Origin of the sequence: Nitrospirillum amazonense (assembly GCF_007828035.1) — a bacterium.
Taxonomy (GTDB): domain Bacteria; phylum Pseudomonadota; class Alphaproteobacteria; order Azospirillales; family Azospirillaceae; genus Nitrospirillum; species Nitrospirillum amazonense.
Map to the genome: position 1 here is coordinate 272,551 of NZ_VITV01000003.1, position 24,122 is coordinate 296,672.

Annotated in this window: 22 protein-coding genes; 3 read left to right on the forward strand and 19 right to left on the reverse strand. The window is 66.6% G+C overall.

Going from position 1 to position 24,122, the window contains the following annotated elements; genetic code table 11:
- Positions 1-37 precede the first annotated feature (37 nt).
- The 15 genes from FBZ87_RS30040 to FBZ87_RS09240 all read right to left on the reverse strand — a co-directional run bounded on the left by FBZ87_RS30040 (position 38) and on the right by FBZ87_RS09240 (position 15,505).
- Complete coding sequence (locus tag FBZ87_RS30040; protein ID WP_145610045.1) at positions 38-832, reverse strand: putative metalloprotease CJM1_0395 family protein; 795 nt, start codon at positions 830-832, stop codon at positions 38-40.
- A 186-nt stretch (positions 833-1,018) separates the two neighbouring features.
- Positions 1,019-3,730, reverse strand: a complete 2,712-nt coding sequence (locus tag FBZ87_RS09175; protein ID WP_145610046.1) for a flagellar hook-basal body complex protein — start codon at positions 3,728-3,730, stop codon at positions 1,019-1,021.
- 439 nt (positions 3,731-4,169) lie between these two features.
- On the reverse strand, positions 4,170-4,451 hold the full coding sequence (locus tag FBZ87_RS09180; RefSeq protein ID WP_088873280.1) for a hypothetical protein: 282 nt from the start codon (positions 4,449-4,451) through the stop codon (positions 4,170-4,172).
- A gap of 12 nt (positions 4,452-4,463) precedes the next feature.
- Positions 4,464-6,611, reverse strand: a complete 2,148-nt coding sequence (locus tag FBZ87_RS09185; protein WP_145610047.1) for a hypothetical protein — start codon at positions 6,609-6,611, stop codon at positions 4,464-4,466.
- Positions 6,608-8,017: a flagellar hook-associated protein FlgK gene (flgK, locus tag FBZ87_RS09190; RefSeq protein ID WP_145610048.1), complete on the reverse strand. Its 1,410-nt coding sequence runs from the start codon at positions 8,015-8,017 to the stop codon at positions 6,608-6,610. Before flgK ends, FBZ87_RS09185 begins: the two co-directional genes overlap by 4 nt.
- Before the next feature lie 210 nt (positions 8,018-8,227).
- Positions 8,228-9,547 carry a LysM peptidoglycan-binding domain-containing M23 family metallopeptidase gene (locus FBZ87_RS09195; RefSeq protein WP_246134313.1) on the reverse strand — a complete coding sequence of 440 codons (1,320 nt, stop codon included), beginning with the start codon at positions 9,545-9,547 and terminating at the stop codon, positions 8,228-8,230.
- A 77-nt stretch (positions 9,548-9,624) separates the two neighbouring features.
- The gene (locus FBZ87_RS09200; RefSeq protein WP_145610049.1) at positions 9,625-10,368 is read right to left on the reverse strand and encodes a protein-L-isoaspartate(D-aspartate) O-methyltransferase; all 744 of its coding nucleotides are present in this window, start codon (positions 10,366-10,368) and stop codon (positions 9,625-9,627) included.
- Positions 10,365-11,147 (reverse strand): 5'/3'-nucleotidase SurE, encoded by a 783-nt coding sequence (gene surE, locus FBZ87_RS09205; RefSeq protein ID WP_145610434.1) that lies wholly within the window; start codon positions 11,145-11,147, stop codon positions 10,365-10,367. The genes FBZ87_RS09200 and surE overlap by 4 nt, the downstream gene beginning before the upstream one ends.
- A gap of 10 nt (positions 11,148-11,157) precedes the next feature.
- The gene (gene serS / locus FBZ87_RS09210; RefSeq protein ID WP_145610050.1) at positions 11,158-12,429 is read right to left on the reverse strand and encodes a serine--tRNA ligase; all 1,272 of its coding nucleotides are present in this window, start codon (positions 12,427-12,429) and stop codon (positions 11,158-11,160) included.
- Between the two features lie 111 nt (positions 12,430-12,540).
- Positions 12,541-13,374: a twin-arginine translocase subunit TatC gene (gene tatC / locus FBZ87_RS09215; RefSeq protein WP_145610051.1), complete on the reverse strand. Its 834-nt coding sequence runs from the start codon at positions 13,372-13,374 to the stop codon at positions 12,541-12,543.
- Between the two features lie 15 nt (positions 13,375-13,389).
- Positions 13,390-13,929 carry a Sec-independent protein translocase protein TatB gene (gene tatB / locus FBZ87_RS09220; RefSeq protein WP_145610052.1) on the reverse strand — a complete coding sequence of 180 codons (540 nt, stop codon included), beginning with the start codon at positions 13,927-13,929 and terminating at the stop codon, positions 13,390-13,392.
- A 131-nt stretch (positions 13,930-14,060) separates the two neighbouring features.
- Entirely contained in the window at positions 14,061-14,288 is a 228-nt protein-coding gene (locus tag FBZ87_RS09225; protein WP_004271790.1) for a Sec-independent protein translocase subunit TatA, read from the reverse strand.
- Between the two features lie 165 nt (positions 14,289-14,453).
- Entirely contained in the window at positions 14,454-14,891 is a 438-nt protein-coding gene (locus tag FBZ87_RS09230; RefSeq protein WP_211106901.1) for a hypothetical protein, read from the reverse strand.
- A gap of 16 nt (positions 14,892-14,907) precedes the next feature.
- A complete protein-coding gene (locus FBZ87_RS09235; protein ID WP_145610053.1) occupies positions 14,908-15,165 on the reverse strand; it encodes a hypothetical protein in 258 nt (85 codons plus the stop codon).
- 25 nt (positions 15,166-15,190) lie between these two features.
- Positions 15,191-15,505 carry an ArsR/SmtB family transcription factor gene (locus FBZ87_RS09240; protein WP_211106902.1) on the reverse strand — a complete coding sequence of 105 codons (315 nt, stop codon included), beginning with the start codon at positions 15,503-15,505 and terminating at the stop codon, positions 15,191-15,193.
- A 168-nt stretch (positions 15,506-15,673) separates the two neighbouring features.
- Here FBZ87_RS09240 and trmFO point away from each other — a divergent pair, with 168 nt between their 5' ends.
- Positions 15,674-17,035: a methylenetetrahydrofolate--tRNA-(uracil(54)-C(5))-methyltransferase (FADH(2)-oxidizing) TrmFO gene (gene trmFO, locus FBZ87_RS09245; protein WP_145610054.1), complete on the forward strand. Its 1,362-nt coding sequence runs from the start codon at positions 15,674-15,676 to the stop codon at positions 17,033-17,035.
- A gap of 10 nt (positions 17,036-17,045) precedes the next feature.
- Here the strand turns inward: trmFO and FBZ87_RS09250 are convergent, their stop codons facing one another.
- The gene (locus tag FBZ87_RS09250) at positions 17,046-17,903 is read right to left on the reverse strand and encodes a phytoene/squalene synthase family protein (RefSeq protein ID WP_145610055.1); all 858 of its coding nucleotides are present in this window, start codon (positions 17,901-17,903) and stop codon (positions 17,046-17,048) included.
- A 212-nt stretch (positions 17,904-18,115) separates the two neighbouring features.
- Between FBZ87_RS09250 and FBZ87_RS09255 the strand changes: the two genes are divergently transcribed.
- Entirely contained in the window at positions 18,116-20,371 is a 2,256-nt protein-coding gene (locus tag FBZ87_RS09255) for a TonB-dependent receptor (protein ID WP_246134314.1), read from the forward strand.
- A gap of 84 nt (positions 20,372-20,455) precedes the next feature.
- On the opposite strand, the gene wrbA is transcribed toward FBZ87_RS09255, so the two are convergent.
- Both wrbA and FBZ87_RS09265 read right to left on the reverse strand, forming a co-directional pair.
- Positions 20,456-21,058, reverse strand: a complete 603-nt coding sequence (gene wrbA / locus FBZ87_RS09260; protein ID WP_145610056.1) for an NAD(P)H:quinone oxidoreductase — start codon at positions 21,056-21,058, stop codon at positions 20,456-20,458.
- A 46-nt stretch (positions 21,059-21,104) separates the two neighbouring features.
- Entirely contained in the window at positions 21,105-21,833 is a 729-nt protein-coding gene (locus tag FBZ87_RS09265; RefSeq protein ID WP_145610057.1) for an alpha/beta fold hydrolase, read from the reverse strand.
- 186 nt (positions 21,834-22,019) lie between these two features.
- Here FBZ87_RS09265 and FBZ87_RS09270 point away from each other — a divergent pair, with 186 nt between their 5' ends.
- Positions 22,020-22,859: an IclR family transcriptional regulator domain-containing protein gene (locus FBZ87_RS09270; protein ID WP_186454667.1), complete on the forward strand. Its 840-nt coding sequence runs from the start codon at positions 22,020-22,022 to the stop codon at positions 22,857-22,859.
- Positions 22,860-22,873: 14 nt separating this feature from the next.
- On the opposite strand, the gene FBZ87_RS09275 is transcribed toward FBZ87_RS09270, so the two are convergent.
- On the reverse strand, positions 22,874-24,028 hold the full coding sequence (locus FBZ87_RS09275) for a CaiB/BaiF CoA transferase family protein (RefSeq protein ID WP_145610059.1): 1,155 nt from the start codon (positions 24,026-24,028) through the stop codon (positions 22,874-22,876).
- Positions 24,029-24,122: the final 94 nt, after the last annotated feature.

The following is a 24,122-nucleotide window of genomic DNA, read 5'->3' on the forward strand; positions in this document are numbered from 1 at the left end:
CGAACGGCCAGCGACTCCGTCGCCGGCCGCTCGCGTTTCAGGCGATCAGCGCCAGGGGCTGGGCGGCGGCGGCCTGGGCGGCCTGCACAATGCTGGCGTCCAGCGCGCCCTGGCTTTTCCGGTAGGCGGCGGCCCCCTGCCGAATGGTGACGCCGCCGGCCCCCACCCGTCCCGCCTCCGCACCGGCGATACCACCGGAATCCGAAGCACCACCGCCGCCGGTCGCATCGCCATTGGCCGTCCCGCTATTGGCCGTCCCGCCACCGGCTTGCGTTTTCTGCTTAGCCTCCTCCCCCTGGGCGGCGACGATGCCGGCCTGGGCCTGCGCGGCCACGGCGCGATCCTGACCCGAGGGATCAGCCGGCGCCAGGGCGGCGCGGCGCACCGTTTCCAGCTTGGTGATGGTGGCCTGGGGGTCGCCCTGGATCGAGCCGATGTCGATGGCGACCTCACCCGCCGTGGCATAGTGCTGCCCATCAGGCCCGGTGGTGAAGGTGAAGGATTCCGACCCGGCGTAGGGCCCGCCCGCCGCCTTGTGCGCCGCTTCATGCGCCCGCACCGCCCGGTCCACGGTCTTGAGCTTGTCAACTTGCTGCTGCTGGGCATCGCTCAGCTTGGTGCCGTCGCTGGCCGTGCCGTTGCCGGCCGCCTTGGCGCCGCTGGACTGATTGGCCTGCCCCTGCCCCCGGACACTGTAAGGGTTGGGCGCCTGCCCGGATGGGCTTGCAGCGGTGACAGCCGCCCCTGACCCCACCGCGGCGACGGCGGGGGTTGGGCTCGTCTGGGCGCGTGCCCAGACGGGCGACGCGGAAATGCCACTAAGGGCGGACATGCCGAAGCGATCGCATTAGTCTTAATAATGCAAATACTTCAGCACCAACCGTCCGCCGGCGCAAGACAAAGCCGCCCGCATCCTGGCGAGGACGCGGGACGGCTCTGCCCAAGCACTTGATTCGTCTACCCTTCAGGTCCTGGCCAGCGGCAATCCGCCACGCCCGGGCCATCAGGACGCTACACCTTACCGCTTCAGGTTGATGGTGTCCTGCAGCAGGTCGTCGGCGGTGGTGATGACCTTGGTGTTGGCGGTGTAGGACCGCTGCGCCACGATCAGCTGGGTGAATTCCGACGCGATGTCGACGTTGGAACCTTCCAGGCTGCTGGAGGCGATGTCGCCGGCACCATTGACGCCCGTATCGTTGAAGCGGGCCTTGCCGCTGTCCACCGTCTCAGTGAAGACGTTGCCGGTGGAGCGTGACAGGGCGTCCGGGTTGTTGAACAGCACGATCGGAACCTTGGCGATGGTGCGCTGGCGGCCGTTGTCGTAGTTGGCCAGCACGGTGCCGTCGGCGTTGATCTGCACGTCCTTGAAGGTACCGGCCGGGCTGCCGTCCTGAACCTTGGAGGTGACGTTGATGTTGGTGCCGTCGAACTGGGTCAGACCGGAGGACTCGCCGAAGTTGCCCAGGTTCAACACGATGTGCTGCAGGCCGTAGCCGAAGTCGAAGTCGAAGCCCACCTGAGCCGAGGAGTTGGCGCTCTGGTCGGCGCTGACGGTAGCGTTGCCGGTGCCGATGGACGCGGTATCCATGTGGCTCAGCGTGCCCGCCGCCGCCGTGGTGCCGTCGGACAAGGTGCCGCCGAAGGTCAGGCTGATATGACCCGGCGTCTTACCGACGACCACGCCCGGTGTGGACGCGGTCGAGCCGCCGGGAATGCTGGTGTAGAAGGCGGAGGCATCGGTGTTGCCGGTCAGGGTGATGGTGCCACCCGACGAGGTCGCCTGTACCGGAATACCGGAGATGGCATTGACCTTGGCCGCCAGCTTGCCGCTGATGTCGCTGAGGCTGGTCTCCGTACCGTCAGTCGTATAGCTGATGGCCTGGGAGAAGCTCTGCGGCACCACCTGGGTCGTGGACAACTGGGCATCGTTGGCCTTGGTCGCCAGCTGCAACACGCCGCCCGCCGACGACACCACCGTGAAGGGCGAGTTGGTGTCGGCCTGGACCTTGGCGGCCAAATCGGTCACCACCGACGCCACGTCGGGGTAGTTGGCGATATTGGAATTGGTCATCTGGATGTTGTAGGTCGAAGACCCCAACGAAATCGTGTACAGCTGGCCCACCGCCGGCGCCGTACCGCCATAGGGGGTCGCGAAGTCATAAGTGTAGTCGGTGGGCGCGCCGGCGTTCAGCGTCTCGACCGGCGTCACGGTCTTGGCCTGCGGTGACTGGATGGTGATGCTGTAGGTCGTCCCCACGTCACCAGGCTGGCCGGTAAGGCTGATCTTCTCGACCTCTTTCGAACCGGTGATGTTGCCGGTGTAGGTCGACTGGGTCGCCGTGTTGGTCAGACCCGGCGAGTCGGTGGCCGAGGACACGACGGTGATGGGCGTGCCATTGGTGGTCGACTTGACAGTGATGGTCCCGTTGGACGGCGTGGCCGTTACCGTCGGGTCGCCGGCACCGATCTGCGCCGCCAGCTTTTGCACCACGCCGTTGATGTTCGACAGCGAATTGATGTTCGCCGGCGTCACCGTCACCGAGTACGTGTTGCCGTTCACAGTCATGCTGTAAACGTCGTCGATGTTGATGGAGTTGCCGACGAAGGTGGAGGTGCGGATTTCCGGCGTAGTGGCCGTCGCGCTCTGCACCAGGGTGTCGGTCGCCGTGTGGGTGGTGATGGCGCCCGCCGTAACGCTCTGGTCCAGGGTAAAGGGCGTGCCGGCCGTCTTGGCCGTCAGGCGCAGGTTGCCGGTGGTGGTCACCGTCGCAAGAACACCGGAGGAAGTGTCGGCGCCGTTGATCTTGTCGGCAAGGGCCTGGGCGATATCCTTCATGCCGCTGAACTGCGCGGCGTTGGCCTGGGTGATGCTCTGGCTGTAGGTGGTGCCGTTGACAACCACCGAATACGTATCGCCGATATTGAAGCCAACCGCCGGCGCCACGGCCGAGGTGGCGAACGTCACGTCGTCCACTTGGGCGCGGTCGTTCCTTCCGGTCAGCAGGCTGCTTTCCGTGATGGCGGCGGGGAAACCGGTGCTCAGCAGCGACTGAATGGGCTGCGAGCCCTGGCTGCCGTCGGCGGTGACGCCGAGCTGCCAGGTGCCTTCCGTGTTCCCCTGGCGCCAGGACAGGTTCAGGTTGTGGGCCGTACCCGCGCTGTCATAGACCTGGATCTGGGTGGGGGTGATGCCGCCCGACGGGTCGGTCGGCAGGTTCGCCTTCAGGTCGATTTGCTTGGTCGGCACCGGGCTGTCAATGTCCGACTGCACCTGCACCGGCGTGGCGGAGGTGGCATACAAGCCCGTGGTGCTGTCATAGGCGAAGCCATTCAGCGCGAAGCCGGAATTGTTGACCAGGGTGCGGGTGGAGTTCAGCGAGAAGCTGCCGTCACGGGTATAGTAGCGCTCGGTCGACGCCGTGGTCGTGCCGTTCACCGTGGTCAGCTTGCTGACGCTGAAGAAGCCGTTGCCGCGGATGGCGATGTTGGTCGGCGTGTCCGAGGTCGAAATGGTGCCCGACACGCTGTTGATATAGTTGGGGGAGGCCTGGACGCCGCCCGCCTGGTACTGCGTGTTGCTGGCCGAGATGACCAGGGATTCGAACGATGTGTCGATGCGCTTGAAGCCCGTCGTCTGGGCGTTCGCGATGTTGTCGGAGATGTTGCTGAGCGCGGTGGACTGCGCCTGCAAACCAGAAATGCCGACGGACATCGAGCCGAAAATGCTCATGGTGCTGGCTCCCAGGAAGAGCGGTTGCGTATCTGGACCCGAAGGAAAGCAAGATGGATGCCAGTTTGCGAAGATTGGCTCGGCACCCACAATTTTCTGGGCAGGCGGGGTCCTTCCGGGAGGGTCGCGTCGTAAGTTATTGTTATCGCCTTGTATTTTGAAAAATCAGCCCCTCCGCCGCCATCACATCGCTCGTCAGACCGCCTGGCAGGATGTGCCGCGGCGGCGGGGGACCGGGGCGTTTTTTCCTACCGGCTACCCGAACCCGGCCGTTTCTTCCCGGTAGGCTTCGCTTAAGTTCGGGGCCGGTAAACCATAGCCTAAAAGCAAGGAAGGCCGGGCTGGTCTTCCCCCTTTTGGGGAGACCGGCCCGGCCTTTTCCTGGTCCGTTCCTGCGGGTCCCTTTTGGACCCTGACGCGTCGGAGAACGTCTGTCGGATCAGGCGCCCTGCTTCACCGAGAACTCGCCGGAGCGCACGCTCTCAGCCAGGATTTCCAGGTATTCGGCGGTGGTGGTCTTGCCGTACTTGGCCAGGATTCCGTAGATGGAGGCCATCACGGACATGGTGCCGATGGTGTCGTAGGGCACGCCCTCGCTGGCGGCGTTCACCCAATAGGCGTTGAACTGGTCGAACAGGCGGGCGCGCTGGGCCTCATCGTTCACCGGAGCGGCGGCGACGGTGGCGACGGCGAAGGCTTCTGCAGGCGTGTAGGCGTTCATGGCAAGGTCTCCTCAGCTCAGGAAGTTGACAAGGGAAAGGGAAGCGATTTTGCCGGCGACCGTGTAGGCGCCCTGCTGTTGGTTCAAAGCCGCTTGCAATTGTGCGGCCACAGTCGTCGGATCGACGTTCTGAATGTTGGCGATCTGGTTTTCGATGTCGTTCATGGCGTCCTTATGGTTGGACGCCGCCGTGCCCAGGACGCTCTGCGCGTTCACTGTGCTGGCGTCCAGTTGGCGGATCTGCCCCTGGGCCTGCACGAGGGTGGAACGCGCGGTGCTCATCATCGCCGTGTAGTTGCCGGGGTTGCTGACCGCGGACAGCATCTGCTTGATGCCGATGATCAGGTTCTGAATGGCGGGATCGTTGGAACTGATGCCATAGGTCGCGGTGGTGTTGTCGTCCACGTTCAGCGTGCTGCTGGCGAAGGCGGCCGTGCTCTGCGCGCCGCTGCTGTACTGCGTATCGTAGACCGCCAGGCTGGGCGGGCTGGTGATGGTGGTGCTGAACGAGTTGGGGTCCTGGAACGGGTCCAGCGTGTTGGTGGTGAAGCTGTTCTGGTTGGTGTTGTTCTGGACTGTCGCCGTGGTGGCGAAGCGCTGCGTCCCGGTGCCGGTCAGCGTCAGCTGCGCACCCAGCGGCGGGTTGGCCGTGACCGCGGCATCGGCCGAGCGCTGCGGATCGGCATTAACCAGACCGGCCAGCTTGTTGGCCACGTAGTTCATGGGGCCGTTCGGATCGGCCTTGGCCGCCGCGATGTCGCCCGCCGTCATGACGTAGCTGTATGTCGTCGGCCCGCTCACCTTGTCGTATGAGATGTTGTTGGCGGGATTGGCATCGTCGCTGGTGACGTTGACGGTATTGCGGTTGCCCATGGTGATGGTGAACACATCGCCGACGTCCACGCTGGCGCCGCTCAGGTTCACCTGGTCGATCTGCTGCTGTCCCGTGACCGGCGGCACGGCGGTGGGATCGGCCGCGATGGCCGGCTGGGTCATGAACTGGGCGTAAATGGCGTCCTGCCCGTCGTTCGTGGCCGGCGTATAGGCCGCGACCGGCGTAGCGGCGCCACTTTCGGTATTGTTGTAGCCGGGCTGGGTGTAAACGTTGGACTGGGCGGTGAAGGTATAGCCCGCGTCCATGCCGGTCAGCGTCATCACATTGCCCGACACCGAAGCGACCACCGGCGGGTTCGGCTTCTGACCGTTGAGGATGGCCGTCTGGTTGGGCCCGTTGATCTGCGACGCCAGGCCGTTGAGGATGTCGGACGGGCTGGTCTCGCTGCCCGTCGTGGTATAGGTGTAGCGCTTGTCGCCCACATACATCTCGTACGTGTCGCCGGCCACGCCCAGCGTGCCCTTGAAGGTCATCTTGGTGACCTGCTTGGTCGCCGACAGGTCACCCACCGGCTGCGTGTCGTAGCGGCTGCCTGAGAAGATGTAGCGGTCACCGGCCTTGGTGTTCAGCAGGCTGGACAGCTGTGTCAAGGCGCCCTGCAACAGCGCCTTGGGCGCGGCGAGGTCCGGGAAGCCCACGCTGAACGTGGCGCTGCCCGTGCCCTTCAACTGGTTGATGTCCAGCGCGATGGTGGACCCATCACCCGGCCCACCCGTCATTTCGAAGGTCTGCTGGCCGTCATCGGGCGGGATGGCGCTGAGGTTCAGCGTCTTGGTCGACACGCCACCCATGCCGTCGCTGACGGTCACGTCATAGCTGCCGAGCTTGCCGGAATTGGAGGGGACGGCGCTGACCGTATAGGTGGCGGCGGCGTTGAACACGGATTTGGTCGTGTCGACCGACAGGCCCAGGTTGCCGCTGTTGGACGAGGTGACGGCCGAGATGGTGGGACTGCCGGCGCCAGCCGGTATGTTGGCCGAACTCAACAGGTTGGCCACGACGGTCTGCATCGACGACAGCGCCTTCTCCGTCGCGTTCACCTGGGTCGTGGCCGCGGTGATGGCGCTGGAATAACCCGTGCGCTGGGCATACTGGGCCTTCAGGGCCAGCAACTGGTTGGCCTGGGTACCGTAGGCGGAGAGGTCCTGCGACTTGATACCGGTGTTGAACTGCTGCTGCAGCTCGGCCAGCGACGAAGAGTTCCCATTGATGCCGTTCAGCATCGACAGGTAGCTGCCGTAGGTGCTTACACGGGAGATGGTCATGTCACGGCCTGCGTCAGAGTGTCGAACATCTGCCCGATGACCGAGATCACGCGGGCGGTAGCCGAATAGTTGCGCTGGAGGACCTGCAGGTTCGCGACCTCCTCATCCATGTTCACGCCCGTCGAGCTGGCGTAGCGCGTCTGCAGGCTGGTCATGAAGGATGAGGTGGTGGTGGCCTGGGTGTTGACGTTGGACTGGATGGTGGACCAGTTGCTGGACACTTGGTCGGCCATGCCGCCGTAGCTGACGTTGGTGAGGGTCAGGCCATCGGCCGTCATGGTGCGGCCGGTCGCGGTCATGGCGCTGACCATGGCGTTCACGGCCGACTGCTTGATCGTCTTGGTGCCGTTCAGCAGGTCCTTGTTCACCGCCAGGGTGCCGGCGTCGCTGCCCGAGAACAGGCCGCTGGCCAGTTCGCCGTCGTTGGTGGGGCTGGCCTTGTTATAGGCGTCGGTGATGCTGGTGGGCTGGCCCGCCTGCGTCGTGCCGGTCAGGGCGCCGGCCACGGCGTCCAGCTGCGACTTCAGCTTGCGGAAGACCTCGGTGGTGGCATCGCCGCTGGCCGGAGCCGGCGAGCTGTCGGCCACCATGTCCAGCAGGCCGCCCAGCTTGCCGCCGCTAATGGCGGCGGTGATGTCGGCGCCACCGGCGCCCGAGATCACTTTGCCGTCATAGCTCAGCTGGGTGGCGGTGCCGTCCACCAGCGTGGAGCCTGTGGGCGTGAAGACGGCGATGGAGCCATCATCGCGCTGCGTGGTGCGGATGTTGATCATGGAGGACAGGTCGCGCAGCGTGGCGTCGCGCTGGTCCTCAAAATCGGCGGTTGGCTGGTTGGCGGATTTCAGCTGGGTGATGGTGGCGTTCAACTGGTCGATCTGGGTCAGATCGGTGTTGATCGACTTCACCGTCTGGGTGATGTCCCCCTTGGCCTGGACTTCCATCTGGTCCACGCCCGCCGACAGGGTATGGATGGTCTGCACCAGGGCCTGGGCCTTCTGCACCACCTGGTTCTGTGCCACGGCATTTTCTGGCGAGGCCGACAGATCCTGCAAGGCGGAGGTGAAGTCCTGGAACGCCTTGGTCAGCTTGGGCGTGGCGCTGTCGCTGGAATTGCTGGAGTTGGTGGTGCCCAGCATGCCGCCGATCTGGCTCATGTACTGGGACAGCACCTGCTGCATCCCGTTCTCTGACGTCGTCCCCTGAAGCTGAGCCTGCAGGGCCACGTCCACCGATCGCGAATACTGCGAGATGGTGACGCCGCTCAACGGATCGGTCGTTTGCGAAACGGTATGTTTCGTACGATCCGGGCTGTTGGCGTTGTTCATGTTGTCTGAAACGACCTGGATGCCGGCCTGAATGACATTCAGGCTGTTGGCGGCCGAATTCAGCGCGCTGAACAAACTCATGGGACCGGGCCTCGGTGGCGGGGAGTTCCGCGCAGGGGACCGACCCCCATGGCCGATCCGCCCCCCACTACGCAAACCCCGGGCCACTTGGACCAGCAAGTTAGGGCATTGGAATTATTCGTATTTTTGCAAACTGCCGGAAAAGGCAAGGGCGGCAAAATCTGCCGCCCCACCTTTGTTCCCGAGTTCCGCTAGGCAGGGATGACCGGGCTAGCGGACACCTTTGCCCGGATCCAAAACATCCATGGGATCCAAGACCTTATTGCCCTGCCGTACTTCAAAGTGCAGCTGCGGGCTGGTGACGTTGCCGGTGGCGCCCACGGTGCCGATGCGTTGGCCACGCGCCACCTTGGTGTTGGCCTCCACCATAATCTGGTCCAGCTGGGCGTAGGCCGTCACCATGCCGTCGGCGTGCTGGATCAGCACCAGGTTGCCGAAGCCACGCAACTGGTTGCCGGCATACTTCACCACACCGGCGTCGGCGGCCACCACCGGTGTGCCCGTGGGGGCGGCGATGTTGATGCCGTCGTTGTACTGGCCGCCGGGTTTGGCCCCGTGGGTGGAGATCACCTGCCCCGTGACCGGCCACAAGAAGCGCGCGCCGCCCTTCGGGGCGGGCGCTGGAGCTTCGGGTGCCGGCGTGGCGGGCATGGCGGACGGCGGCGGTACCGATGGTCCGGCGGCGACCACGGCCGGCGGCGTGGCGGTGCCGGGGGTGCGCGTGGTGGGCGATGAGGAAACGGCGGGTGCGGCCGAGGGAGAGGCGCTGGTGGGCTCGGACGAGGAACCCGGCGTCACAGGGGCCCAGCGCGCGGCGGGCGCGGCCGTGGCGCCCGGCGGGATGGCGGCGCCGGTGCTGCCCGTGGGCAGCGGAGCCGCCGCCGGCGCCGAGGCCGACGGGACAGCCAACTCCTGGCTTTCCACCGTGCGGCGCGGGGCCACGGTGACAGGCGGCGGGGCGGCGGATACTTGCGGCGCGGGGGCGACCGAGACAGGCGCGCGGCCGGCGCTGGTGACCCCTGGCCTCGGGGCGGCCGCTGGCGGGGGCGCTTCGGCGACCGTGGGGGCGCCGCCCGGTGGCGTCCAGGCCGGGGCTGGACCGGCATGCGGAAGATTCAGGGTCTGGCCCACGCGCAGCAGGTAGGGCGGCGCCAAGCTGTTCAGGCGCGCCAGTTCGCTGCTGTCGACGTTGAAGGTCCGGGCGATGCCGTACAGGGTGTCGCCCGGCTTGATGACGTAGGTGTGCGGCGTAGGCACCACCAGGCGCTGCCCGGCCGTGACCGTGTAGGGCGGCTGCAGGCGATTCTCGTCGATCAAGTCGCGCAGCGGAATGTTGTAACGCTTGGCCACGTCATAGATCGTCTCCCCCTTGGATACGAAGATGACGTTGGCCGGCGTGGGCGGTGGCGTGACCACCGGCGCCGGCGGCTCCGACCGGCTGGCGCAGGCCGACAGGCCGAATGCCAGGACGCCCGCCAGGGCCCCCTGCATCAACAGCCGGGACAAGCCGCTCGCGGAATCGAGGGTCATGGTCGGACGGGCGTCGGCACCGGTCATCCGGTGAAAAGTCTTCAAGGCCATCGCGCTTTGTCGTTCGAGGAAAGGCATCACGCCCGCTGATGGATTACGTCGGAAAAGTCGGGCGGAATTAGGGCCGGCGGAGGCATATCCCCCCGCTCTGTCTGCCCCTGCCCCGGTACGGCCTGTCCCGGCTCGGCTGGGACTGCGGGCAGCAGGGGCACGAACCGTACCGGCCACAGCTGCTCACGCTCCACCCCCGTCTCCGTCTTACGCAGGCGCACGACATGCAGGCTGCGGCGGTCGGCGCCCAAGGGTATGACCATGATGCCCCCCACCGCAAGCTGGTCCATCAGGTCGGGTGGCGGATCCATGCCGCCCCCCGCCGTCACCAGGATGCGCTCGAAGGGCGCCGCCTGGGGCCAGCCGCGCATGCCGTCACCATGGCGCGCGGTAATGTTATGCAGGCGCAGGGCCTGGAAACGCCCCTCCGCCTCCGCCAGCAAGGGTCGGTGGCGCTCGATGGTGTAGACCCGGCGGGCGATCTTGGCCAGCACCGCCGCCTGGTAGCCGGACCCGGTGCCGATCTCCAGCACCTTAAGCCGGTCGCTCAGTTGCAGGGCCTGGGTCATCAACCCCACCACCATGGGCTGGCTGATGGTCTGCCCATGGCCAATGGGCAACGCCGTGTCCTCATAGGCCTGGTCGTGGAAGGTGGGGGGCACGAACACCTCCCGCGGGATCAGCTCCATGGCGCGCAAAACGTCCGTGCTGTTCACGCCATTGCGGCGCAACAGCATCAACAGACGGATCTTGCGCGCCACGCTGCTCACCCGAATACCCCCTCCAGCCGCTTCAAGGTCTCGTAGTGCGTCAAGTCCAGGTGGACAGGCGTGACCGAGATGCCGCCCAGCGCCTCTACCACGTGGACGTCGGTGTCTTCCGGCACCTCATTCAATCCCCGCGCGGCGCCGATCCAGATGTACGGACGGCCCCGAGGGTCCATGCGCTCGAACAAATCGTCGCCGGCCTTGCGGTTGGCATGGCGCACCACGTGGATGCCGGCCACCTTGTCCGGATCCACCGCCGGGAAGTTCACATTCAGCAGGACATGGCGCGGCCACTCGACGACCAGGCCCTTACGCACCACCTCCGGCCCCCAGCGCTCGGCCGTGGCCCAGTCGGGGTCGCGGCCGTCGCGCAAGCGCAGGCTGAAGGCGAAGGCCCGGACGCCCAGGAGGGTTGCCTCCATGGCGGCAGCGACGGTGCCCGAGTAGGTCACGTCCTCGCCCAGGTTCTGGCCGTGGTTCACGCCGGACAGCACCACGTCCGGCCGCTGGTCGGCCATCAGCTGGTTTACGGCCAGCAGCACACAGTCGGTGGGCGTGCCATCGACGGTATAACGCCGGTCGGCCACCCGCTTCATGCGCAACGGGCGGTGGATGGTGAGCGAATGGCTGGCGGCGGACTGCTCCGCCTCCGGCGCCACCACCCAGACGTCGTCGCTCAGCTGGCGCGCGATGCGCTCCAGTGCCGCCAGGCCGGGGGCGTGGATGCCATCGTCATTGCTGATCAGGATGCGCAGGGGGCGAGCTTCCCCCGGGGCCCGCATCGGCGTGCCCTCAGCCACGGACGATGCGCTCCAGCCCGTTCATGTAGGGGACCAGAACCTCGGGCACGCGGATGGAGCCGTCGGCCTCCTGATAATTCTCCATCACGGCTAGCAAGGCGCGGCCCACCGCCACGCCCGAACCGTTCAGGGTGTGGACGAACTGGGTGTTCTTGTCGCCCTTGTTGCGCCAGCGGGCCTTCATGCGGCGGGCCTGGAAGTCCCCGCAGTTGGAGCAGCTGCTGATCTCGCGATACATGTTCTGGCCCGGCAGCCAGACCTCAATGTCGTAGGTCTTGGCGGCGCTGAAACCCATGTCGCCGGTGCACAGGGTGACGGTGCGGAAGGGCAGGCCCAGGCGCTTCAGCACCGTTTCCGCCGCTTCAGTCATGCGCTCATGCTCGGCGGCCGACTGATCGGGCGTGGTCACGCTGACCATTTCCACCTTGTAGAATTGGTGCTGGCGAATCATGCCGCGGGTGTCGCGGCCGGCAGCACCCGCCTCGGCCCGGAAGCAGGGCGTGCGCGCCGTCATGCGCAGCGGCAGTTCCTCGGCATCCAGGATGCTGTCGGCCACCAGGTTGGTCAGCGGTACCTCGGCCGTTGGGATCAGCCAGTGGCCAGTGTTGGTCTGGAACAGATCCTCGGCGAACTTAGGCAGCTGGCCGGTGCCGTACGCGGCCTCGTCCCGCACCATCAGGGGCGGCGACACCTCGGTATAGCCGAACTCACGGGTGTGGGTGTCCAACATGAAGTCGCCCAGCGCGCGCTCCAGCCGGGCCAGCGGACCCTTCAGCACCGTGAAACGGGCACCCGACAGCTTCGCCGCACCGCTGAAGTCCATGAAGCCCAGGGCCTCCCCCAGGTCGAAATGCTCCTTGGCGTTTTCGATCACGGGCGGCGTGCCGACGCGGTGGCGCTCCACATTGTCGTGCTCGTCCTTGCCTTGTGGCACGTCGGCGGCCGGCAGGTTGGGGATGGTCGACAGCAGGCGGTCCAGCTCTTCCGACAGCGCCTTCTCGGTGGCCTCGGCCTCCGCCATGCCTTCCTTCAGGCTGGCGACCTCGTCCATCAGCGGCTGGGCGTCCTTGCCGTCCTTCTTGTAGGCGCCGATCAGCTTCGACGCCTCGTTCCGGCGGGCCTGCATGTCCTGCAGCGCCGTCTGCGCCGCGCGGCGGCGGGCATCCAGGTCCAGCACGACGGCGGACTGGGGCGGCAACCCGCGGCGGGCCAGGCCGCCGTCAAAGGCTTCGGGATTGTCGCGGAGAACGCGGAGGTCATGCATGGCAGGCTTCTTGGAAGACGGTTAGACGTTGGTCACCGACTTATAAGCGGGAAGCCCCACCGGGGTCCAGTCCGCCCGCCATTTGGCCCTACCCCGGCGTCACGCCCGGCATCAGCCGGACGTGCCCTCGCCATTCGCGGCCTTCTCTTCCGCCTCCGCCTTCGCCAGCTCCCGCGCCCGGCTGCGCTCGATACGGCGGGCGGCGAACACCGACACCTCGTACAGGACGATCATGGGTGCCGCCAGGGTGGTCTGGCTGATGGGGTCGGGCGGCGTCAGGATGGCGGCCAGCACGAAGATCAGCACGATGGCGTAACGGCGCTTGGACGCCAGCTGGTCGGCGCTGAGGATGCCGACGCGCACCAGCAGGCTGAGCAGCACCGGCATCTGGAAAGCGATGCCGAAGGCGAAGATCAGCGACATGGCGAAGGACAGGTATTGTTCCACCCGCGTCTCGGCCACGATGGGAACAACCCCTGCCCCGCCCTTCTGCTCAAAGCTGAGGAAGAAGCTGAGCGCCGTGGGCATCACGAAGAAATAAACCATGCAGGTGCCGAGCAAAAACAGCACCGGCGTCGCCAATAGGAAGGGCAGGAAAGCCTTGCGCTCATGCTTGTACAGCCCGGGCGCCACGAACTTCCAGATCTGCTGGGCAATGATGGGGAAGGCGATCAGCGCCGCCGCCCACAAGGACACCTTCACATAGGTGAAGAAGGCCTCGGTGGGCGCGGTGAAGATCAACTTATGCTCCGGCGCATGTTCACCCCAGGCCTTGACCATGGGGACCAGCAGCCAGCCGTAGATGCGGGCGGCGAACTGGTAGCAGACCAGGAACGCGACCAGCAGGGCGGACAGGGAAATGATCAGGCGGTTGCGCAGCTCGATCAGATGATCCAGCAGCGGCATGCGCGAGGCGTCGATTTCGTCTTGGGTGGGGTCGGCCATGGGGCGCTGGCCCTATCAGGATTTGGTCAGGGCCGGCGCATCGGCGCCAGCGTGTTCGGCGTGCGGCGCCGGGGCCCCGGCGGGCGTCACCGGCACGGGCTCGACCGCCGCCTCGGGCGTGGACTCCGGCAGGATCAGGGGCATGGCGGGCGACCCGATGGCCGGCAACTCCGGCTCCGCCGGCTTGGCATCGGCCGACATCTCGACCGCTCCCTCCGGGGCGGCCGTCGGCGCGGGCGTGACCTCCGTCGCCGTCGGCGACGCGGTAGGGTTGATCTCCAGGGCCTGGCGCACGCTGTCGGTGGGGTCCACCATCTTGGTGACCTCGGCCGTCAGGTCGAATTGCGCCACCTTCTGGGCCTGCTTGCGCAGATCCTCAAGCTCGGCCTGACGCACCATATCGTCCAGGTGGGACTGGAAGTCGCGGGCCAGCAGGCGCGCCTTGCGCATCCACTTCCCGGCGGTATAGAGCGCCACCGGCAGGTCCTTGGGCCCGATGACGACCAGCGCCACCACACCGATGAGCGCGAGTTCGGACCATGCGATGTCGAACATGGGCGGCGTGCCTTATTCCCGACAATTCTCCGACGTCGGCACACAACGGGCGCGGGCGCAGTTGCGCCCCGGCCGTTCCGGCGCGACGGATCCGTCCAGCGGGGCCGGCGACCGCCTGGCCCCGAGCCGGTTCAGCCCTTGGAAACGGTGTCCTTGGGCGCGGAGGTCGTCGCGGCGTCCGTGTGGCCGTCGATCGAGCGAGGCGCCGAGGCGCCGCCTTCTTCCTGTTCGTTCAGGCCGGCCTTGAAGTTCTTAATGCCCTTGCCGAAGTCGCCCATCATGCGGGGCAGGCGGTTGCCGAACAGCAGCAGGGCGATGAAAAGAACGATCAGCCAGTGCCAGATGCTAAAAGAGCCCATGGGTGGGTCCCGTGTCCTGAATAAGGTGTAGGTCGATAACGACGCCCGTGAAGGCGCGGCACTATGGCATGGCGGTGCCGCCCGCCGCAATGCTTGGCCTCCCTCAGATGGGAACGACCGACGCCCGATGTAACCCCCTCGCCCGGCGCCGGTCATCCCGTCGCATCAGCGCCACGCCCAGCGGTCACCGGACTGGGTTACATAGCGATCGACGACATAGCGCCAGGGGATGATGAACCAGTAGATGGCACCGATACCCACCGCGAAGATGTTTTCCGCCATGCCGTCGTCGATGTGACCGGACATCCAGGCCGGCAGCGCCACCCGCGCCAGCCAGATCATTTTCCACGTCAATTCGAACATCAACAGGGGCAGCATCTGCAGCGGATAGCGCACGCCCAACAGGCACAGCAACGTCAACGCCCCCAACATGCAACGGACCACGCCCTGGTTGAAGCTCCAGTTCGCCGCCGGGTCGAGGATCTGGGGCCAGGTCAGCCCGCCCATGGCCAACGCGATCAACAGATAGCCCGCCCGCAACAGATAAAGCCGAAACACCGATATCGTCATTTCCCTGTCCCCCGTTTTGATTTTGATGGGCACGCCCGGCGACCGGGCCCTATTCCACATCGCGCAGGATGCGTTCCACCGCAGCAAGGCTGGCGGCCAGCTTGGCCATGTCGCCCGTCAGCGCCGCCAGGGCGGCCTGGGTCTCCGCCTGGGCCGCGACCGCCCGCTCGGCCAGGGCGCGATAGCCGGCCTCGGTCTCCAGCTTGGCGCGGGCCGCCACGGCGGCGGAGAAGTACTTGAAGCCGAAGATCAGCACGAAGGTGCCGAAGAACAGCAGCAAGGTAAGGAGATAGATACTGGGCGACATTCCTTTGTTCCTTCAGCTCAAAGTCTCAATCGGTCTTGGCGCTGAGCGTCGCCACCGCCTGGACCAGCAGGTCCGGCGTCAGATCCACTGCAAAATCCGCGACCGCGAAGAAGTTCAGCGCCTTACCGTCCGGCGACAACTCCAACTGGCTGGTAACCAGCCCCGCCTCCTCCAGCTTCTGCAGATGCAGGTGCAACAGCGGCCGGCTGATACCGACCTGCCGCGCCAGCTGGCTGACGTAGCTGCGACCCTCGGCCTTCAGCATGGCCAGGATCCGCAGCCGGTGCGGATTGGCCAACGCCGACAGCATCGTCAGCAGGTCGTCTCCGGAAATGGACAAGCGCAAACCCCATCGAACATGTGTCAGTAAATTCTTACAGGTGTCAGCGAATTGCAAGCGCCTTTTTCGGCACCCGCATCGCCCCCACTTCCCAGGGCTTGACGGACGGCGCCGGCTGGCGTCTCTGGCCCCACACGGTTTCAGTTTTGTTGAAGGCAAGGTCTGGTCATGAGCGACACCCCCACCATCCCTTCTGTGCACGTCATCGGCGGCGGCATGGCCGGCAGCGAGGCCGCCTGGCAGCTGGTGCAGGCCGGCGTGCCCGTGGTGCTGCATGAGATGCGGCCCGTGCGGGGGACGGAGGCGCACCAGACCGAGCATTTCGCCGAGCTTGTCTGCTCCAACTCCTTCCGTTCCGACGATCATGAATACAATGCGGTGGGCCTGCTGCATGAGGAGATGCGGCGCTGTGGCTCCCTCATCCTGGCCTGCGCCGATGAGCACAAGGTGCCGGCCGGCGGCGCGCTGGCCGTGGACCGCGACGCGTTCGCCCAGGCGGTCACCGCCAAGCTGACCGCCCACCCGCTGGTGACCGTGGTGCGGGACGAGGTGGCGGGCCTGCCGCCCGAGGAGTGGGACAGCGTCATCGTCGCCACCGGCCCGTTGACCTCACCCGCCCTGGCGCAGGCCGTGCTGGACCTGACGGGGGAGGCGCAGCTGTCCTTCTTCGACGCCATCGCCCCCATCGTCCATTTCGACAGCATCGACCTCAGCAAGGCCTGGTTCCAGTCGCGCTACGACAAGGTCGGCCCCGGCGGCACGGGCAAGGACTACATCAACTGCGCCATGGACAAGGCTCAATACGAGGCCTTCATCCAGGCCCTGATCGAGGCGCCCAAGACCGAGTTCAAGGAGTGGGAAAAGGACACGCCCTATTTCGAAGGCTGCCTGCCCATCGAGGTCATGGCCGAACGCGGCCTGGACACCCTACGCTACGGCCCGATGAAGCCGGTGGGCCTGACCAACCCGCATGACGAGCGCCGTCCCTATGCCGTGGTGCAGCTGCGCCAGGACAACGCCCTGGGAACGCTGTACAATCTGGTCGGTTTCCAGACCAAGATGAAGTATGCCGACCAGACACGGGTGTTCCGCATGATCCCGGGCCTGGAGAACGCTGAGTTCGCGCGCCTGGGCGGCCTGCACCGCAACACCTTCCTGAACAGCCCCCGCCTGCTGGACCCGACCCTGAAGCTGAAGGCCGCGCCGCGCCTCCGCTTCGCCGGCCAGATCACCGGCTGCGAGGGCTATGTGGAAAGCGCCTCGGTAGGCCTGATGGCGGGACGCTTCGCCGCGGCCGAGCGGTTGGGTCGCGCCCTGCCCACCCCGCCCGTCACCACGGCGCTGGGCGCCTTGCTGAACCACATCACCGGCGGGGCGGAGGCCGAGACCTTCCAGCCCATGAACGTGAACTTCGGCCTGTTCCCAGCGCCGGAGGAGCGGGATGCCCGCGGCCGCGAGCTGCGCGGCAAGGAACGCAAGCTGGCCTACACGCGGCGCGCGCTCAACGACTTGGCAGATTGGTTGGGGTAAGGGACCCCTATTACCACCTGCCGCTAAATGCCGCCCAGGCCAGCCGCGCAGCCCGCAGGCCGTCAGGGCGCAGCAGCTCTGGGGCCAGTGGATCGTGGCCGGCCTTGGCCAGCCGGTCCAGGGATAGGCTGGCCAGACGGGCCGGCAGCAGGGCCGGCACGGCGGCGCGGGGCAGCGCGCCACGCAGACGCCGGGCAGCGGCCAGTTCCGCACGCGCGGCGTCTGCGATCTCCTTGGCCACGGCGGCCAGACCGGGGTGGGGCTTCAGCTCGAACAGCTGGGCCTCATCGGCACCGTGCCTTTGCATCAAATCCGCCGGCATGCGCGAGCGGTGGGCCCGTGCCAGGAAGGGCACGGCGCGCAGGATGCCGGCCAGGGCCCATCCACGGCCGACGTGGGTCGCCACCGTCGCGGCGGCCCCCTCAGGCGCGACACCCAGGATCTGCAACGCCAGGCGCACCAGCGGGGCGGACGTCACCTCGGCATAGTTCACCAGGCAGGCGAGATCCGCCGGCGCCGCGTCGTCCATGTCCGCCTCACGCGCATCCACAAGCAATTCCAACTGCGCGCGATCCAGGCCGTGGCGCTGCGCCGCCTGGGCCAGGGGCTGCACCACCTCGTGCCGGCGGGGTTCGCCCTCATAGATGCCGGCGATGCTGTCGCGCCACCATTGCAGACGGATCTGGCCCAACATGGGCTCGGTCACCACTTCACGCGTCTTCGCCACCTCATGGTTGAACGCGTACAGCGCGGCCAAATCCTCCCGCCTGTCCGCCGGGACGAACAGCAGGGTCAGGAAGCGGTCCGGATCCTGACGGCGGACGGTTTCCAGGCAATAGGACAGGGTGGGCTGGGCTGAGGGGGCCATGGCGCTGCGCATCCGGCGGGAAAGAGGCCGCCTTTATGAACCGCCCGCCCCGCCCCTGACCAGCGCCACCTTCATCACCCCGCCTCTCTCCCAAAGGACGATAGCCGGCCGCCGCCGCGCCGGGGTCGGCGTCTTGACGATCTTCGCCAGAATGCTAAGATACGTTTATAGAAAATATTTTCGTTATACGAAAAAGAACGGGGAGGACAACGATGCCGCCAGCGGCCGTGCACGGGGATCGCCTGACACCTGACCACCACCTGCGCCGTCGCCAGGCGCACTCCGCCTTCACCCGGACGGCCTCGCGCCTGGCACTGACGGCCGCCCTGCTTTCCGGCGGCGGCGCCCTGGGTCAGACCAGCGCCGCGAGCGACAACAGCGCCGTTGGCCAGCTGGAGGACATCCTGGTCATCGCCCGCAAGCGCTCGGAAAAGCTGACGGACGTGCCAGCGGCGGTGACGGCTTTCACCGAGGCGCAGATCGAGGCGTCGGGCATCACCGCGCCCCGCGACTTCATCGCCATGACACCCAACGTCACGCTGGTGGAAACCCAGAACGTGGGCACGGCGTTCGTGGTCGTGCGCGGCATCGGCCAGGCGCGCAACAGCGAGCCGTCGACCGCCGTGGTGGTGGACGGGGTGCAGCAGGTGAACCCATCCCAGTTCAACCAGGATCTGTTCGACATTTCAGGGATCGAAGTGCTGAAGGGCCCGCAGGGCGGCCTTTACGGCCGCAACGCCATCGGCGGCGCCATCCTGATCACCACCAAGGAACCCACCGACAGCTATGAGTTCAAGGTCAAGGCGGGGGTGGAGAACGGCCCGGGCTATACCGAGCAGGCCACGGCCAGCGGCGCCATCGTCCCCGGCAAGCTGAAGTTCATCGGCTCCATCAGCCACACCAGCAACGACGGCACCATCAAGAACACCTACCTGGATACCGAGGCCAACCCGGTCAAGCAGACCTCAGGCCGGCTGAAGCTGCTGTTCACGCCCACCGAGGATCTGACCGTGGACACGCGCTTTTCCATGTCGGAACTGGATACGCGCGGCTTCTACTACAACATCGTCAGCGACGTGAACGACACCAGCCTGCCGGTGCGGGTCAACAACGCCGGCATCGACAACCGCCGTCTGCTGGATGCCTCGGTCAAGGTCGACTGGAACCTGGGCTTCGCCACCGCCACCTCGGTCACGGCCTATGACGTGGTGCGCGAGATCGTCACCGGCGACGCCTTCGACTTCCTGCCCATCAACGAATCCTTCTTCAAGGGACTGCTGGGCTTCGACATGAACCAGAGCCAGTTCCTGGACGTAAAGGCGGTCAGCGAGGATTTCCGCCTGACTTCGCCCAACGAGGGCTTCCTGCGCTGGATCGTCGGCGGCTATCTCATCCATACCGACCGCTACATCTCCACCGGCAACATGGTGGACACCGGCAACGGCGTCTTCCCCGTCTACCGCAGCCCCAGCACCAACCCGCTGAACCCGCAAGCCACCTTCCTGGCCGACAGCCAGGACAACATGGCCTGGGCGCTGTACGGCGACCTGACGGCGGAACTGACCGACCAGCTGGAGCTGGCGCTGTCGCTGCGCTACGACAGCGACAACCGGCGCAACACCACCCTGACCCCCACCGCCTTCCTGCCCAACATCCCGGGCTTCCCCCAGGGGGTCAGCGGCGAGGTGCGCGAGCGCACCTTCGACCGGGCCCAGCCCAAGATCGTGCTGCGCTACAAGCCGGACACGACCACCACCTTGTATGCCGACTGGGGGCGTGGCTTCCGCAGCGGCGGCTTCAACCAGACGGGCGTGGGCGCCGTGGCCGCGGCCAACGGCATTCTGGGCGTATCCGACGTGTTCCAGGCGGAATGGGCGGATACCTATGAACTAGGCTTCAAGAAGACTCTGTTCGACCGGCGGCTGGAGGTGGAGGGCGCCGGCTTCTACACCCGCTCCCACAATCCCTATTTCTTCGTCTTCCTGGCCGCCAACTCCACCCAGAACCTGGGTAACCTCGGGCTGGTGGAATACAAGGGCGCCGACGCCGGCCTCACCGCCCACCTGACGGACAGCCTGCAGGCCAGCATCGGGGCGGGCTACACCGACAGCAACATCACGGAAGCCACTGACCGCACCGTCATCGGCAACCAGGCGCCCGGCGTTTCCAAGTACACCATCAACGCCGCCCTCCAGCACACCTGGGACTTCGATAAAAGTTCATCCCTGGTCTCCCGTCTGGAATACCAGCGCATCGGCGACACCTATTGGGATCCGCAGAACTCCACCGTGCGCGACCCCGTCGACCTGGTGGATGTGCGCACCACCTACACCCGTGACGACTGGTCCGTGGCGCTGTGGGCAAAGAACGTCTTCGACAAGCGCTACAACGCCGAATATTCGCCCGGCGGCTTCGTCTTCAAGGCCCTGCCCCGCCGCTTCGGGGCGGAGGCCACCTTCTGGTTTTGACTCCTTGCTTCCCAGCCCGGCCGGAGCATCCGCCGGCCGGGCGGATAGGCCGCCCCGGGCGCGTTCCGGGGCGGCCCCTTTTTATCAGGCGGCCTGCTTGGCGGCCACGCCGGCCACGAAACGGCCCTGGGCGCGGGCGATGGCCAGTTCGTTGGCGCTGGGCTGGCGCTCGCCCTTGGGGCCGGCGATGGTGCTGGCGCCGTAGGGTGTGCCGCCCGTGACCTCATCCATCACCGTCAGGCCCGGCTCGGAATAGGGTACGCCACAGATCACCATGCCGTGATGCAGCAGCGTGGTGTGGATGGAGGTCAGGGTGGTTTCCTGGCCACCGTGCTGGCTGGCGGTGGAGGTGAAGGCGGCCCCCACCTTGCCGACCAGCGCCCCCTGGGCCCACAACGGCCCCGTCTGATCCAGGAAATTGCGCATCTGTGCGGCCATGTTGCCGAAGCGGGTGGGCGCACCGATGATCACGGCATCGTAGCGCCCCAACTCCGCCGGATCGGCCAGGGGGGCCTTCTGGTCCAGCTTGGCGTGCGCCTTGGCCGCCACGTCCGGCGGCATCAGCTCCGGCACGCGCTTGACCGTGACCTCGGTGCCGGCCACCTCGCGGGCCCCATCGGCGATGGCATAGGCCAGCGTCTCCACATGGCCGTAGGTGCTGTAATAGAGGACCAGGACCTTGGTCATGGCGGCGTTCTCCATGGTGTTGAGGGTGGGATCAAGGTTGGGTCGGTCAGCGCGACAGCCAATCCACCAATAGGGTGGTGGTGGCCTCGGGCGCCTCCAGCGTCACCATATGGCCGCAACGGGGGATGATGGCCAGGCGACCCTCAGGAATGGCCTCGGCGATGGCGGCCTGCTGCGCGGGCGGGCTCCACGGGTCATCCTGCCCCCCCAAGACCAGGGTGGGGCAAGCCAAGGGTGGACACGTCAATGTGGAAAGCACGTCACGTGCGTCCCGGCGGTTCAGCGCCGCCCGGATCTGGCCCTCATGGATGGCAGGGGTGGCCCGGCACCACATCGCCTCCAACCGCCCCACCAGCTCCGCATCCCCGCGGCAATCAGGATGCAGCACCGGCGGCAGCCAGCGCCGGGCCAGCGCCGTCATGCCCTGTTCCCAGGCGAAGCGGATCAGTTCCTCCCGCTGCGCCGCCTCGCCGGGCAGCACGGGATGCACGCCCGTGCTCAGCAGGGCCAGCCGCTCCACCCGCTCCGGCGCCTTGCGCATGATCTCCAGCGCCACCCGGCCGCCCATGGAATGACCGGCCAGCGCGAACCGAAGCGGGGCGTCGTCCAGCACCCGGTCGGCCATGGCGTCGAAGCTGTCCTGGCCCCAGAGGTCCGCGACCTGGATCATCCGGCGGGAGGATAGGGCCGCGATCTGCGGTTCCCAGACGGTGCGGTCGCACAGCAAGCCGGGCAACAGGACCAGGGTGGGCGGGGGGACAGGATCGGACGCCATGGATATCGCTCTCCCTGCGACTTTAAATTCGTTTATCGAATTATTTTTCTAATATCGTATGGTAGCAGCACCCACCACGCGGCGCAATCGCTGGCGGCCCCTGCCGTCGCTTGACAAGGACAAGCGGCCAAGCCGACCCTCCCGCCGCCTGGTTGACACGATTTGAAAAAGCGAAGGATGCGCGGCATGGATGAGGACGCGGGCACGGAGGGCGAAGGCCGCCGCGAAGAGATGGCCGGGCTGGCCAAAGGCCTCAGCGTGCTGCTGGCCTTCAACCACGACCACCCCAGCCTGTCGCTCAGCGAGATCGCCGCCATCACCGGCCTGGCGCCGGCCACCGCGCGCCGCTGCCTGCTGACCCTGCAGTCCCTGGGTTATGTCGGCTCGGTCAAGCGCCGCTTCTTCCTGCGCCCCAAGGTGCTGGACCTGGGGGCTGCCTATCTGGAGGCCCTGGACATCGAGCGCCTGGCCTCCGTGCCGCTGACGGAATTGGCCAACGCCACGTCGGACAGCGCGTCGATCAGCGTGCTGGATGGGGAGGACATCATCTATGTCGCCCGCGCCTCCGTCCGCACCCTGGTGCGGCTTGAGGCGCATGTCGGCAGCCGCTTCCCCGCCTTCGCCACCGCCATGGGCCGCGTGCTGCTGGCCGCCTTGCCCGACCCCATGCTGCGCGCCTTCCTGGACAAGGCGGCCATCGCGCCCATCACCGAGAAAACCGTGGTGGACCGGGACCGTCTGTTCGACCTGATCACCCAGGTGCGCAAGGATGGCTACTGCGCGGTGGAGGATGAGCTGGCCTACGGCGTTGTCTCCCTGGCCGTGCCCCTGAAGGATCAGGGTGGACGCACCATCGCCACCCTGAATTCCGCCAGCCACTCCAAACGCTATGCCAAGGACCAGCTGGTGGCCGAACGCCTGGACCATCTGCGCGGCGTGGCCGAGCAGATTTCCCGCGAACTGCGCCGCCTGCCCTCGGGCAACGGGCTGCTGCCCGTGGCCGATACGGTCGCCCTGGGCCGCTGATGGGTCGGCGCTGATCAGCCGGGCCAGGCGCCGGGGTTCTCGGCCAGGGCCGCGCGGATGCCGGCGCTGTGCTGGCCCAGCAGCGGGGCTGCCACCACCGCGTCGTCGCGGGCACCACCATAGGCGAAGGGCGAGCGTACCAGGCGGCTTGCCCCCTCGATCCGCCTGGCCACGGGCACCAGCATCTGCAGGTGCTCCACCTGTGGGTCCGCGACAGTGTCTGCAATGGAATTCACGGGGGCGAAGGGCAGGTCCGTATCGCTCAGCCGCGCCACCCACTCCGCCCGCGGCCGGGTCGCGAAAATGGCGTTCAGCGCGGCCACCAGCTGTGGATAATGGTCGATGCGCGCCAGGCGGGTGGCGAAGCGCGGATCCTGGGTCAGGGACTGCCCCCCGATCCCGGCCACCAGCGCGTCCCAGAACTTCTCTAGCGACGACATGTGCACGGCCACATGCTTGCCATCGCCGCAGGTCAGGATCATGGCCTGGGCCAGGCGGGGCCGATCCATACCCGTCGGCACTTCGCCCAGGGCGAAATAGCCGGCGAACGGCTCGATGGCGAAGTGCATCATCGCCTCCAGCATGGAGATTTCCAACAGGCGACCCGTACCCGTCCGCCCCCGTTCCACCAGCGCGCCCAGGATGCCCAGGGCGGCATACAGGCCGGTGATGGCGTCGGCCAGGGCGGGGCCCAGCAGGCGCGGGTTGGCGGGGTCGATGGCGACACTGAGGAAGCCGCTCAGCGCCTGGGTCACGCTGTCATAGCTGGGCCGGCGGCTGTAGGGCCCGTCCGGGCCGAAGCCGCTGATGGAACAATAGACCAGCTTGGGATTCACCGCCGACAGGTCGTCCCAGCCGGCACCGATGCGGCCGGCGACGCCGGGACGGAAGTTCTGGATATAGACGTCGGCGCTGCTGACCAGCCCGTGGAACAGCGTGCGGTCCTCCGCCTTCTTCAGGTCCAGGCACAGGCTGCGCTTGGCATGGTTGTAGGCCTGAAAGTGGGCACTGTAGTGCCCGTCCTTGAAGGTGCGGTAGGGGTCCCCACCTTCGGGCGATTCGATCTTGATGACGTCCGCCCCCAGGTCCGCCAGCAGCATGGCGGCACAGGGACCCGTGATGAAGGTCCCCTGCTCCACCACCCGTATGCCTTTCAGCACCTCAACCATCAGCCTGCAACCTTTCGACTATCCGTTCTTCTTATGCGCGCGGCATTTGACCGTGACCTCTCAAATGCCCCCTCAAGCGCCGGCGTCAGCATCC